The sequence below is a fragment of the Providencia huaxiensis genome, assembly GCF_002843235.3.
In the GTDB taxonomy this organism is placed as follows: Bacteria; Pseudomonadota; Gammaproteobacteria; order Enterobacterales; family Enterobacteriaceae; genus Providencia; species Providencia huaxiensis.
Genome location: NZ_CP031123.2, coordinates 115942 through 130123, shown reverse-complemented (window position 1 = coordinate 130123; position 14182 = coordinate 115942). Strand labels below are relative to the sequence as shown.

Genomic DNA, 14182 nt, shown 5'->3' with positions numbered 1-14182 from the left:
GTTTAGATTACTTCTCGGTTAAATCTATTTGATAAATAGCGAAACCAATTTCATCGGTACCGACTTGTTTCATCGGATACTGTGCATTCTCTTTGATGAATTTTGCTGCTTTTTCACTTGGTGCAGTTTCAAAGCGAACATCCAGTTTTTTGTCTGTTTTAATTGGAGTGAATGACCAATTATTCGCGGCTTTAGTCGCAATTTGTCCTTTATCTTTAGACTCTTTAGCAATATAAGCCGCTAAAATAGAACGGTTTTCATCTGGAGATGCAAATGCGACATTATTATCACCTGTTCCCGCAAATTTACCGCCGTAGCCACGGTAGTTATTCGTTGCCACTAAGAAGGTTGCTTTTGGATCAATCGGCTTACCTTGGTAGGTTACATTTTTGATTCGGTTAGCATCTTTGTTGACTGTTTGGCAATCAACATCGTATTTCGCGGGTTGAGTCAGGTCGATTTGGTAATTTACACCACTAATTGTATCGAAGTTATAAGTTCTGAAACCATTCCAATTCAATAAGCTTTGTGGTGCTGTTGATTGTGGATTGATTTGATTGAACATTCCCGCAGAACATTCTAACCATTCAACAACATCGGCGCCTGTCGCTTTCACTACAACTAACGTATTTGGATATAAATATAAGTCAGCGGCATTACGGAAAGTTAAATCACCTTTTTCAACTTCAATAAATTCAGTTGGTGAGTTTTTACGTCCACCAGCTTTAAATGGTGCAGCAGCTGCAAGAACAGGTAAATCAGCCAGATCTGGGTCACCTTGAATAAAGTTTTTGGTGTAATCGACTTGAGCATCATTCACGATTTGTACAGTTGGGTCACTTTGAACCAATGCTAAGAAGCTGTACATGTTTTCGGACGCTTTACCGATATGTTTTCCAACAAACTTGCGGGTATCCTGGTGTTCTTGTTCAATAATTTTCGCCAGTTCGCCATCACGCTCAACCAAGGCTTTCTTATTTGGCTTATCGTAGACAGGGCGTGCGTGAGCGGTTGCATCAACTACTTTCCATGCACCATCATCATTATTGACGACTAAATCAACCACACCTAAATGGTCACCCCACTGCCCTGGCATGACAGCTGGTACGCCATTCACTGTCCCTTTTGCAACATCAACACCTTTGATATCACTGAAATCTTTGCTAGGGAACACGCCGTGTGAGTGACCAAACATGATAGCGTCGATACCCGGAACTTCGCTGAGGTAATAAACTGAGTTTTCAGCCATTGCTTTATATGGCTCTTGAGAGAAACCAGAGTGAGGGATAGCAACAACTAAATCTGCACCCTCTTTTTTCATTTGCGGTACAAATTTTTTCGCAGTTTCAGTGATATCGTTGACTAAAACCTTGCCTTCTAAGTTTGGTTTATCCCAAATAAGGATTTGTGGGGGAACAAAACCAATATAACCAATCTTGATAGTGTGCGTTTTGCCGTCTCTATCTTTAACTGGTGTATCGACAATAATGTATGGGTTAAAGTAGTTTTCACCCGTTTTTGCATCAATAATATTGGCGTTAATGTATGGGAATTTTGCGCCATCAATGGCTTTATGTAAGAATTCTAATCCAAAGTTAAACTCATGGTTACCGAAGTTACCTACGGTATAACCCATAGTATTTAAAAGTTTATGTGCTGGGTGAGATTCACCGTCTTTTAAACCTTCACCTACTATGTAGTCTGCTAATGGGCTACCTTGGATTAAATCTCCGTTGTCCACTAATACTGAGTTTGTTGCTTCTTGTTTAGCGGCTTTAATTAATGTTGCAGTACGTACATAACCAAATTGCTCTGTCGGCTTGTCTCTATAATAATCAAAGTCAACGAGGTTGCTGTGAACATCTGATGTTTCCATTACGCGTAAATCAACCGTTGCTGCGTTCGCATTAAATGCGACTAACATAGCAAGTGTTGAAAGTTTTAATACTTTATTCATGTAATCCCCTTAGTTGCCATTATTGAGAGAAAATTGCCTCTCAAATCTGAGTACCTATCTTGTAAAATTGAACAAATAAACAACAAAAATAGCATTAAAATTTTACACTATGTGCATGATGTCAATTTTTAATGATAATACACTGCAAACAGTAACTATTTTTTGTGACTAAATCACGGTTTTCATCTTTTTATTGGGCTTGATTTTTATATAGCTCACAAAAATGAATTAATGATGACAAATTCACCTTAATTAACTCCCATTATTCCATTCAGGATTGATGAATATTTTTCGAAGGAAAAAAAGAACTGTGATTTATATCACTTAGCATTACAGAAGTTTATTTAACTTAAATCCCCGTGTTTTATTTCACCAATAAAACACAGGGATTTTTCTTATCCATTTTTATTTTATAAATCCATCCATCAAATTATTTTCAATTAATCTAAATTTAATTTAAGAAATAAAAGATGATTATTTAATCATTAGTTTTCTAAAGATTTCTCACTTGATTAGAAACCAAATATTTTTCCTAAAGAACCTTTATTTGATTAGAAACTAAGTATTTTTTCTAAATAATTCGAGTTGTGGCAAGGCGGCAAAAGAGGGTATCTCGGGGAGCATACACAAGTATGTGACCCGAGTAACCGAATGAAGCCAACACCGCTACCATCCCATTGGCTCTATTTTCTAACTAATTTACGCTGTCGCTAGGCGGCAAAATGAGGTCATCTCTAGGAGCATACATAAGTATGTGACTAGAGTGACTGAATGAAGCCAACACCGCGACAGCGTAAATTAGGACGAAAACAACCAAGCAGCTCCGCGAACCCCACTCGAATCGCCATGCACCGCTTTACGAATTGGTGTATCACACTCCCCACCAAACACCCATTGACGGATCCTTTCAGACAGCGCCTCATATAAGTAATCAACATTACTCATTCCGCCCCCTAGCACTATCACATCTGGGTCTAACATATTAATGGCTTGCCCGAGGGCTTTTGCGAGGCGATTAAGGTAGTTTTCGAGTGCGATGACGGCATGTTCATCCCCTATTTGCGCTAATTCAACGATTTCCATTCCCGTTTTTTTGCACCCTGACAGTTTCGTGTAGTCAGCCATAAAACCTGTGCCTGAGACAAATAATTCAGTACACCCCGTCAGCCCACAATAACAGCTTTCTGATGCTAGAAATTGCCTATCTTGCTCATCTTGCCATGGTAAAGGGTTATGCCCCCATTCCCCTGCAACGCCATTTCCCCCTGAATGCACCTGACCATTTATCGCAATCCCTGCGCCACAACCGGTTCCGATAATAACAGCAAACACGACTTTCTCGCCTGCTCCTGCGCCATCAACCGCTTCTGAGACAGCTAGGCAATTAGCGTCATTCGCCATTTTTATTTCACGATTTAATAAATAGCTCAAATCAGCATCGAACGGTTTGCCATTAAGCCATGTGGAATTGGCGTTTTTAACTTTTCCTGTCACTGGAGACAAGGTTCCAGGGATCCCAATACCAACACTACCTGACAACCCCGTCGCGGTTTCTGCATCCGCCACTAAACTCGCTATCGCTTTGAGTGTCGCATCATAGTCACCACGAGGTGTTGGAATACGTTTACGAAACAAAGTATTGCCACTGTCATCCAATGCAATAACTTCAATTTTGGTTCCACCAAGATCAATACCGATTCTCATTATGATGCTCTCTACTATTCAAGGTTTTTATATCAGGGTTTCTATCGTTATGATGGCTTGTTTTGAAGCGGATTATCAATAGCTAACTCATCAAATGATAGCAACGCTCAACAACAACGTATTTTTTTTCGCTTAATAACAGACAATTCGCTATCATAGCCCCCTGCTCTAACTGGCTATTTATCAACAAAGGTAGGTTTTTCATGTGGTTCAAGAATATATTAGTCTATCGCCTAAATCGGGATTTGGCACTCTCCGCAGATGATTTAGAGAAACAGCTTGCCGCCCTCGCCTATCACCCTTGTGGTAGCCAAGATATGATGCAAACGGGTTGGGTTTCACCGATGAATGGGGGAGATGCCCTGACGCATGTAGCGGGTAACCAAATTCTTATTTGTGCCAAAAAAGAAGAAAAAATGCTGCCATCTCCTGTAATAAAACAAGAATTACAGGATAAAATTGAAAAATTAGAAGCTGAGCAAGGCCGTAAGCTGAAGAAAACTGAAAAAGATTCATTAAAAGATGAAGTCGTTCATGCTCTCCTTCCTCGCGCATTCAGTAAATTTAGCAAAACCTACATTTGGATTGATACTGTAAATCAATTAATTATTGTTGATGCTGCAAGCGCAAAACGCGCAGAAGACAATTTAGCCTTACTACGTAAAAGCTTAGGTTCTTTACCCGTCGTCCCTCTTACTTTTAAAGACCCCATTGAGCTAACACTCACGGAGTGGATCCGTTCTGGTTCATTACCACAAGGTTTTGCAGTTATGGATGAAGCGGAGCTAAAAGCTATCTTAGAAGAAGGTGGTATTATCCGCTGTAAGAAGCAAGAGCTAATTTCTGATGAAATCGCCACCCATATTGAAGCAGGTAAACTCGTAACCAAACTGGCCTTAGATTGGGAAGAGCGTATCCAGTTTATGTTATCTGACGATGGTTCTCTAAAACGCCTCAAATTTAGTGATACATTAAAAGACCAAAATGATGACATCGCTAAAGAAGACTACGCTCAAAAATTTGATGCTGATTACGTCTTAATGACAAGTGAACTTAGTGCATTAATCGCTCGCTTGATTGATGTATTAGGTGGCGAAGCCGAACACTAAATTTTTCTTCATATCCCCTATTGCTCTCACAATGGCAACTGACACTTAAGTAAGTTGCCATCACTTTTTAGACCCCGCTTACATAGCCACAATTAAGTCATTGACTGGTCGTGAAATCTCTGGTTGATTGATTTATATCCATATCGCAAATTTCTAATATTTAATTATGTTCAACAACAATAATAAAAATAGCCCATCACTGATGATTATGGTCAATATTCTGTCGAAGGAAATGTTATGAAAGAGCTCATCGAACCCGAATTAGATGAAAATTCACTGGTTACCCTACAAAAAGTCACCGCAGATAATTTTTCTGAAATTTGCTTACTAAGTCATACACTTAGTGAAGCACAGCGTAATATGGTGGCTGACAATGCCTATTCCATGGTGGAAGCCCAATTTTCTGATTGTGCATGGTACCGAGGCATTTACGCTGATGATGTCCCTGTCGGTTTCATCATGCTCCATTCAGGGCTAGATGATGATGAATTAGAATATGATGGCATTATGCTTTGGCGTTTCATGATTGCAGAGCCCTACCAAAAGCTAGGATTTGGCCGAGAAGCCTTGGTACAAGTCATTCAGTATTTAAAAAGAAAAGGTTATCCACGCCTTTATAATAGCTGTGGTGAAGGGGAAGAGAGCCCATTTGAATTCTACAAGAAGCTGGGTTTTGTCCCAACAGGCGCTTATATGGATGATGAATGTGAACTAGTTCTAGATATTACTAATTGGCAAGAACAAGAAGAGTAAGTGTATTGCCAATACGCTAAATTGTTTATGCTGTCGCAAGGCGGCAAATGCGTTAGACCCTAGGAGCATACACAAGTATGTGACTAGGGCTAACGCATGAAGCCAACACCGCGACAGTGCAAAATATGACCAACACCAATACGCTAAATAGTTTGTGCTGTCGCAAGGCGGCAAATGCGTTAGACCCTAGGAGCATACACAAGTATGTGACTAGGGCTAATGCATGAAGCCAACACCGCGACAGTGCAAAATATGACCAATACCAATACGCTAAATAGTTTGTGCTGTCGCAAGGCGGCAAATGCGTTAGACCCTAGGAGCATACACAAGTATGTGACTAGGGCTAATGCATGAAGCCAACACCGCGACAGTGCAAAATATGACCAACACCAATACGCTAAATAGTTTGTGCTGTCGCAAGGCGGCAAATGCGTTAGACCCTAGGAGCATACACAAGTATGTGACTAGGGCTAATGCATGAAGCCAACACCGCGACAGTGCAAAATATGACCAACACCAATACGCTAAATAGTTTGTGCTGTCGCAAGGCGGCAAATGCGTTAGACCCTAGGAGCATACACAAGTATGTGACTAGGGCTAATGCATGAAGCCAACACCGCGACAGTGCAAAATATGACGCGTATCCGTTATTTTTGGATAAGATAGCGAATAGTCGGCCCATCTTGCTGAATATCCAACACCGTATAACCGTAGTTTTTCGCATCTAGAGGAATATTATTAATCGACTGCGGGCAATCACTTACCACTTCTAATATTTCGCCTTTTTTCAACGATGGCATCGCTTCTAGTGTCGCGACTGCGGGATATGGGCACGGTTCTCCAACCATATCTAAACGATAATCAGGGATAATGTCTTTCTTACTCATACTACCTCCACGGATACATTAGATGCTTTTTGAGAACGTTTACGGAAAAAGTGTTTTTCCCAGACCAACATCAACACGAATGCTACCGCTAGTAATCCATAAGTGACCAGTAACCCACCTTCTGGCCCAAAGGTTTCCAGTAGATTGACTTTGTCGAAATCAGTCGCTAGCCAAGGGCCTAAATCATCCCAATAATAAGCCAGTACCGTAGCGCCAATAATATTACCAAAACCGACCCACCAATAATGGACTTGGCCCTCTACCGCGCGGTACATCCAGCCCGTTTCACAACCACCGGCGAGCACAATACCAAAGCCAAACAGTAATCCACCAATGACCGCATTCGGCCCAGCCCATAAAATTTTTGGCGTTGCACCTAGCTGGACATAGCTAAAAATACCAATCGCACTGACTGCCATACCTATAATGATAGCTTTCGCCATATGTGTGCGTCCGGTGATCCACAAGTCACGAAATGCAGAGGTAAAACAAATTTGTGCTCTTTCAATTAATAGCCCGAAACCAATACCACATAAAATGGCGAAGCCCATCACAGGGGAATCTAATAAAGTATAAAAGCCCCAAGCCAGCGCTAATGTGAAAATCACCATTCCCAGTTTAAAGCGTCTTTTTGCCGCATCATGATTTTGTGTTAATGGTGATGCGGTGCTAACTTTTTTCAATTTCACTGGAATGCGGAACATTGGCATTAGTGTGAATTTCGCACCAAAATATGACCCTGCCGCAGTAGCAACAGCAAAATACCACGCGTGTAATGAGAATTGAGGGATCCCAGTAAAGAATGCGGCTAAATTACACCCCATTGCTAAACGAGCACCAAATCCAGCGATAATACCGCCCAAAATAGCTTGAAAAATCCGGATCCTATGCTGAGGCATTCGTAATTTAATATTATTGGCCCATAATGCCGCGGCAAAACAGCCAGCAAACATGCCAATAATCATCACACCATCAATGCGATCTAGTGGTGTACCTTCGAAACCAATAACTTTGAAATAGCCCCATGTCTCTGGTTCAGCGCCAAATAATTGCATGATGTGCCCGCCCCAACGCGTAAACTCACCCGTAACTGCCCAAAACGTGCCAGTCAAACCAAAGTAATAGGTTGATAAGATACCTGCGGCAATAACTGCAGGTAATGGTTTCCAAAAACCGATGAGATAGCGAGATTTAAAATCAGACCAAGTCATTGTTACTTCCAATTCATTCACGCCAGACCTTGGCAGAGAAGCTCGCCGTTGTATAATTATCGTTATAAGTATTTATATCGATCCCCACAGCGAAGAGGCACATCATACTCCGATAAATTTTTTCGTGAAGTTATTTCATCATAAAACGAGAGACAGATTGACCTTGTGCTACTCAAGATCCAAAGAGGTAGATTAGAATAAAAAAAAAGCGTTATCTCAATGATAACGCTGGAAGTGTAGTCTTATTTTATCTATAAAAAAGTATAATATGAAATTGCCGTATTACGGCGACGCTTGCTATGCGTAGTCTGTAGTCAGCCCATTTGACTCCAGTAATAACACTTATATCACGGTATAAATACACTCACTGAGTTACCTGTTAAGTAATTATATCTATTTTTAATTCAAAGACCTAAATATTCACTAACTTTGTATTATTTCCAAATTAGTATTGGCCTTATTGATTCCCTAGCTAAGTAAATTATAAAAATAGATAACTCAATATAATAAAGTATTTAAAAGTGTTTCTAAATGTTATTGATTGCATTATAGCGAAACACCTTTGTTGCGCAAGTGTTTTTTTATTTTCACTTAACAATGCAGGATTGAATGAAAAACCCATTAAAATCAACAGTATAAGGTTAAACCACAAAAAGACAGCAAAATATTTAACCTATCATTAAGTTATTACAAACAATTTACATTGTTCCTAAAAAATAATTCATTTTAATCTTGAAAATAAATTTAATATTAATTGAATATACTAAGTAATTTTACAAATATATTTTCTGAATATAATAAAACCACTTTAACATTAATAATGTTTACATATTATTTAATTATAATTATTAGTAGTATTTACTTAATTTAATTTTATTATTCTAAAAAATCAAAGCAAAAATAACCAGCTCTATGATAAACAATCACTTTTTGATTAATATTCCCACACAAAATAACCACAAAATAAATAATGGAATACACTAAATCGATTAAAAATGATATTTTTTATAAATCCTTATTAGAAACATGGTTTATTTTTCATTAAGTTTCCCATCTTATTGCATCGTTATTGATAAAATAATCAGTATTTATATGCTATTTAACTCGCATTTTAGAACGAAAAAACCAGCGAAATAAATTAATCTAACTAATGTATACATAAATAAAAAGGTAATATCCATAGAAGAAACTATGGTGAAAAATGAAGAACACACAGATATTGATTATAAAAATTAATATGATTCATCATTATTTATAGGAAATACAAACAAAAGTATCCAAAATAGTGTGAAAAAATGAATACAATAGCCAACTCATCTTATCAAATAACGAATAAAGAGCGTCAAATAAGAATAAAATTCTTTAAAAAAAATTTAATTAGGTAAATAAATGCGATGGAATATCCAAAAAGAGTGCCGAAAGAGAGTTTAAAAAGCGACAGATATAACTTTGGGTACCATTAGATAATAAAAAACGCGTTTTACCCTTAATGATAAAACGCGCTTATAGGATTTAATTAGCTTATTTTGAGGATGTTGCTTCCATTCCGACTAAACCAATCTTCAAGTACCCTGATTGACGCAATGCATTCATTACATCCATCATCGTTTCATAATCAACACTCTTGTCCGCTTGGAAAAAGATTGTTGTTTCCTTATTAGAACTTGTTGCTTGGTCAAGTGTAGAAGCAAGCTGTTCTTTTGTCACAGCTTGGTCACCAATAAAAAGCTGGCTGTCCGATTTCACCGTTAAAAATACAGGTTTTTCTGGACGTGGTTGCGGCTTCGCTGTCGAGGCGGGTAAGTCGACTTTAATATCAACTGTTGCCAATGGTGCTGCAACCATAAAGATAATCAATAAAACCAACATAACATCAATAAAAGGTGTTACGTTAATTTCATGCATTTCACCGCTATCGTCTTGTTCGTCACCTAAACGCATTGCCATAATAATTACCTTGCTTTGCTATTTGCCAGATCAAGATCACGCCCCAGCAACAACGCAGACTGAGCAGCGACATCCCCTACTTGACCACGATAGTTGTTAATCATTCGAGCAAAAATATTATAAATCACAACCGCAGGGATAGCGGCAATAAGACCAATTGCTGTCGCCAATAACGCTTCTGCAATACCTGGCGCAACAACCGCAAGGTTAGTCGTTTGTGAGTGAGCAATCCCGATAAAGCTGTTCATGATCCCCCAGACAGTTCCAAATAAACCGACGAATGGAGAAATCGCACCAATAGTAGCTAAATAACCATTTCCACGCCCCATATAACGACTAATAGCAGCAACTGCCCTTTCTAGACGGAATGATGTGCGCTCTTTTGTGCCTGATAAATCAGAGCTATTTGCTGATAACGCTCGCTCAGTAACGGCTTCGTTTAATAACATACGAGTAATGCTATTTGCTTTGAAACCTTCTGCGATACTGACAGCTTCATCAAGTGACTTCACCTCAGCAATTGCTTTCGCTTCTGCTTTTAAGCGGCGGCGAGCCACTAAAATCTCTAAACCTTTTGAGAAAAATATTGCCCAAGTAATAACAGAAGCAATAACAAGCCCTATCATGACTGTTTTAACAATGTTATCTGCGCCTTGGTACATTCCCCAAACAGATAAGTCTTGGTCAAAGCCACCCGTTGGTGCTTCTGTTGCAATTTCAATATTTTCATTAACAACAGTTGTGTTCACGGCTTCGCCTTGTGCAGGTTCAGCGGGTACTGATGAAACTTCAGCACTTGGTGTTGTTGTTGGTGCAGCCGGATTTGCTGCTGGTTGTGTTGATGGTGTATTTTGAGACGCAGCTGGTGTTGTTGCAGGTGTGGTTTCAGCGACTGCCGTACCCATCAAGCCGAACGCCAATAGAATAGAAGCTGTTAGTTTACGCATCAGTTGGCCTTTACTCTCTTTTTAGTGTTGTATAAAAAAATTCATATCGATGATTGTGCCATTCATCGACTAACCTTTAAAAGCGAAATTTGACTCGCGCTGTCCGTCTCTTTTCAAAAAGACGGTGCTGATGATATCAAACACAGCGCGAATTGATAGTAATTATCATTAGTATTCGCGATTTTTTTATATTTTTTTGCGTTTAGACAAACATGACCTTCTCTACTATGCGGTTATTTTCCTTAATAATTCGCGGTTCAATTAAATGTTCATTCCCAATCTTACAAATAAAATTTACCTACAGTTTGAAAGTTGAAGAATACTCAAGTTACATTTCTATCAGGATCATTTAACGTCTTAGTATAAATCACCTCTAAGTTTAACCAGTTCATATTCTGTGTAGGGAAAAATCATGGCAGACATAAAACCTGAAACACAATTAGTCCATATTGGGCGAAACCCGAAATACACACAAAAAGGGGTAAACCCTGTTATTCAGCGAGCCTCTTCGATTATTTTTGATTCGCTTGAAGAAAAGCGTCATGCAACTCGTCATCGCGCAAATAACGTACTATTTTATGGGCGTCGCGGGACACAAACACATTTCGCTTTTCAAGAAGCAATGACTGAATTAGAAGCGGGTGCAGGGTGTGTCCTTTACCCATCAGGTGCTGCCGCAATTACCAATGCCATTTTGTCCTTTATTTCTGCTGGCGAACATATCCTTGTGACAGGGTCAGCTTATGATCCAACCCAAAATTTTTGCGACAATATCCTTACTAAGCTAAATATCCAAACCACGTATTTTGACCCACTCATAGGAATGAATATTGCTGATTTAATTCAGCCCAATACGCGTATTGTATTCTTAGAGTCCCCCGGTTCTATCACCATGGAAGTTCATGATTTACCGACAATCGTAAAGACAATACGTGCGAAATCCCCTGAAATTGTGATTATGATTGATAACACCTGGGCTGCTGGTGTTTTACTTAAACCTTTATTATTTGATGTTGACGTATCAATCCAATCAGCAACTAAATATATCAATGGCCATTCCGACGGTATGCTCGGCCTTGCTGTGGCAAACCAACGCTGTATTGAAACATTGCGCGAAAATTCATATCTCTTAGGCCAAACGGCTGATCCAGACACCGTTTATATGGCTAATCGAGGACTACATACATTGCCGACTCGCTTAAAGCAGCATCAAATTAATAGCTTACAAGTCGCTAACTGGTTACAACAACGCCCTGAAGTTGAACAGGTATTTCACCCTGCACTAGAGAATTCACCTGGCCATGAATTCTTTATCCGTGATTTTACAGGTGCTAATGGCCTTTTCTCTTTCCAACTAAAATCACGCTTAACCACTGAGCAATTTACCGCTTTTCTTGATAATTTTAATCATTTTAAAATGGGTTATTCATGGGGTGGTTTTGAGTCGCTAATTTTGGGATACCAAAAAGAAGATTTACTCAATATGCGGCAGTATGATTTTTCACCAAAAGAAGGAACCTTCTTCCGAGTGCATATAGGCCTAGAGCACACCGATGATTTAATTCACGACTTACAATTAGCTTTCGAAAGAATTTAAATTAAAAATCAATATATTAATTGCAGGAGCTGCGTTAAATGTTTCCTGCAATTTTTTCACTAAATGATTAATTCTTCAAACAAATCAAACTTGAGCTCTTTTTTTCCTGTAATATAGATGATAAAGAAATTCGCTTTTATGCAGATACAGGAATAATTATGGAAGTCCTACGCGAAATCGTACTGGCGCTTTGGCACCACGATTTCCTTAAACTCTCCAACCCTGAAGTACTTTGGGTTATTTATACCGTACTTTTTGTCGTCATTGTCTTAGAAAATGGCGTTTTGCCCGCTGCTTTCCTACCTGGTGATACCTTGCTGATCCTTTCAGGTGCATTGATTGCTAAGGGAGTCTTACACTTTATTCCGACTATATTGTTACTAACAGTCGCTGCAAGCTTAGGGTGTTGGATAGGTTTTCTACAAGGCCGATGGCTAAGTGAAACTCAGGTTGTGAAGCGCTGGCTTGCCCAAATTCCAGAGGAATATCACACCAAAGCAAACAATATGTTTAACAAGCAAGGCTTATACGCCCTACTTATAGGACGCTTCCTCGCATTCGTAAGAACAATATTGCCTTTACTCGCTGGGTTATCTGAGTTGAGTCATCGCCGTTTCCAGTTTTTTAACTGGCTAAGTGGTTTGCTATGGGTTGGTTTGATTGTCACCTTAGGCTATGCCCTAAACCAAATTCCTTTTGTGAAAGAACACGAGCAAATCGTGATTAGTGCGCTGATGATTATCCCAGTTATCCTACTGATTAGTGGCCTAATTGGTTCAATTGTAATGTATTGGAAACACCGCAAGGCGCTCTCGAGTAGCAAAGAGAAATCATAATATAACCGAGTAATGGCCGCTAGTTAGCGGCCATTTGGTTTATTCCGTCACCAAACTACTAATAGCAAAAAATAAGTACTGACCAATTTCTGCAGTCATCCATGTCCCTTGAGAAATTTTGGGATCTTCACGATAAATAGCCCGAATTCTCTCTTGTAGCTCAGGATCTTCCCCCGTAAACTGGTTGAACATCGTTAACCATGTTTGCGCTAATTGTTGTACTTCAGGTGAATCTGGGGATTTTTGGGCTTTTAATGCATTATATAAACCCGCAATTAACTCAGGCCACACCTGCCCTGAAGCAAAATAATGTTGCTGAACAAAAGCAAATTGCTCCGCTGTTAAATGGGGTTTAAACAGTGATAATTGGTATTCACTAAAACCCTCTGCAACAAATTGGATCATTGCAACAGAAATGCCTGATGAATAAGCTAACGTGTTATCCGATAAATGAATTTGATTCAGTCGTGCAAAAAAATCAGGATTTCCTCCAGTATCTCTTTCTAACGCTGTCATCCATTCATGTGCAATTTGTTGTACCTCTGTAGATTGAGGTGTTGCACCTTGTTCCATCAGTTTGCTTACCGTTGCTACGCGCTGTTGCCACTCTTGGTTTTTCAGCGTATGCGCTGTATATAATGGCAATTGTTCCAATTCTTGAGGGGTAAAATATTTATCAAACATCGACATCATCTCCAATACAGAAAACCAATCAGCCTGAGTTAAAGTATTCCCCGTTTGCATTTGCCTGTGTAATTGCTCTAATCGATTACGTAATATCGCCATTTGCTCCATTTGTTCCGTTAATAATGCAATTCGCTCTTGCAGCAAACTCGTCATATCTCCACTCTGGCCATCCAATAATTCACCGATGTTTTTCAGTTTGACTCCAACTTGCCGTAACAATTGAATTTGCGTTAAACGCTCTATGCATTGCATGTTGTAAAGCCGATAACCTGCATCGGTTCTTGCAGTTGGTACCAATAAGCCAATTTCTTCATAATGATGAAGTGTACGGATGGTTAATCCTGTTTTTTCCGCGATCTCACCAACTTGAAATAGCATATGTTCCCCCTGTAATTGCGACTAAGGTTAGTGCCTCACGTTACGTGAGAGTCAATCACCACTTTGCACTTTTTATTAAAATTCCATTTTATCCATTATATCAGCAGACAATTTCCCTCTCGTCAGGAGATGGCTTTATAGAATAGCAATAAAAAAGCCCCAGTAGATT

At 39.3% G+C, this 14182-nt stretch carries 11 protein-coding genes; 4 read left to right on the top strand and 7 right to left on the bottom strand.

Features of this window, described 5'->3' with window-relative positions; all coding sequences use genetic code 11:
• Positions 1-7: 7 nt before the first annotated feature.
• Both CYG50_RS02030 and mak read right to left on the bottom strand, forming a co-directional pair.
• Positions 8-1957 carry a bifunctional 2',3'-cyclic-nucleotide 2'-phosphodiesterase/3'-nucleotidase gene (locus tag CYG50_RS02030; RefSeq protein ID WP_102139001.1) on the bottom strand — a complete coding sequence of 650 codons (1950 nt, stop codon included), beginning with the start codon at positions 1955-1957 and terminating at the stop codon, positions 8-10.
• A 798-nt stretch (positions 1958-2755) separates the two neighbouring features.
• Positions 2756-3661, bottom strand: coding sequence for a fructokinase (gene mak, locus CYG50_RS02025; protein ID WP_102139000.1), 906 nt, complete (start codon positions 3659-3661; stop codon positions 2756-2758).
• Between the two features lie 203 nt (positions 3662-3864).
• On the opposite strand from mak, the gene rdgC reads away from it, so the two are divergent.
• Together rdgC and CYG50_RS02015 are read left to right on the top strand one after the other, a co-directional pair.
• Entirely contained in the window at positions 3865-4770 is a 906-nt protein-coding gene (gene rdgC / locus CYG50_RS02020) for a recombination-associated protein RdgC (RefSeq protein ID WP_102138999.1), read from the top strand.
• Positions 4771-5007: 237 nt separating this feature from the next.
• Positions 5008-5523, top strand: a complete 516-nt coding sequence (locus CYG50_RS02015) for a GNAT family N-acetyltransferase (RefSeq protein ID WP_102138998.1) — start codon at positions 5008-5010, stop codon at positions 5521-5523.
• Positions 5524-6170: 647 nt separating this feature from the next.
• Here CYG50_RS02015 and yedF read toward each other — a convergent pair.
• The 4 genes from yedF to exbB form a co-directional block, all read right to left on the bottom strand.
• The gene (gene yedF, locus CYG50_RS02010) at positions 6171-6410 is read right to left on the bottom strand and encodes a sulfurtransferase-like selenium metabolism protein YedF (RefSeq protein WP_004914660.1); all 240 of its coding nucleotides are present in this window, start codon (positions 6408-6410) and stop codon (positions 6171-6173) included.
• Complete coding sequence (yedE, locus tag CYG50_RS02005; RefSeq protein ID WP_102138995.1) at positions 6407-7621, bottom strand: selenium metabolism membrane protein YedE/FdhT; 1215 nt, start codon at positions 7619-7621, stop codon at positions 6407-6409. Before yedE ends, yedF begins: the two co-directional genes overlap by 4 nt.
• Positions 7622-9142: 1521 nt before the next feature.
• Positions 9143-9568, bottom strand: a complete 426-nt coding sequence (gene exbD, locus CYG50_RS02000; protein WP_102138994.1) for a TonB system transport protein ExbD — start codon at positions 9566-9568, stop codon at positions 9143-9145.
• Positions 9569-9573: 5 nt separating this feature from the next.
• Positions 9574-10515: a tonB-system energizer ExbB gene (gene exbB, locus CYG50_RS01995; protein WP_102138993.1), complete on the bottom strand. Its 942-nt coding sequence runs from the start codon at positions 10513-10515 to the stop codon at positions 9574-9576.
• Between the two features lie 412 nt (positions 10516-10927).
• On the opposite strand from exbB, the gene metC reads away from it, so the two are divergent.
• Together metC and CYG50_RS01985 are read left to right on the top strand one after the other, a co-directional pair.
• Positions 10928-12112, top strand: coding sequence for a cystathionine beta-lyase (gene metC, locus CYG50_RS01990; protein WP_102138992.1), 1185 nt, complete (start codon positions 10928-10930; stop codon positions 12110-12112).
• A 158-nt stretch (positions 12113-12270) separates the two neighbouring features.
• Complete coding sequence (locus tag CYG50_RS01985) at positions 12271-12948, top strand: DedA family protein (protein ID WP_102138991.1); 678 nt, start codon at positions 12271-12273, stop codon at positions 12946-12948.
• 39 nt (positions 12949-12987) lie between these two features.
• Here the strand turns inward: CYG50_RS01985 and CYG50_RS01980 are convergent, their stop codons facing one another.
• Positions 12988-14013 (bottom strand): MerR family transcriptional regulator, encoded by a 1026-nt coding sequence (locus tag CYG50_RS01980; RefSeq protein ID WP_102138990.1) that lies wholly within the window; start codon positions 14011-14013, stop codon positions 12988-12990.
• Positions 14014-14182: the final 169 nt, after the last annotated feature.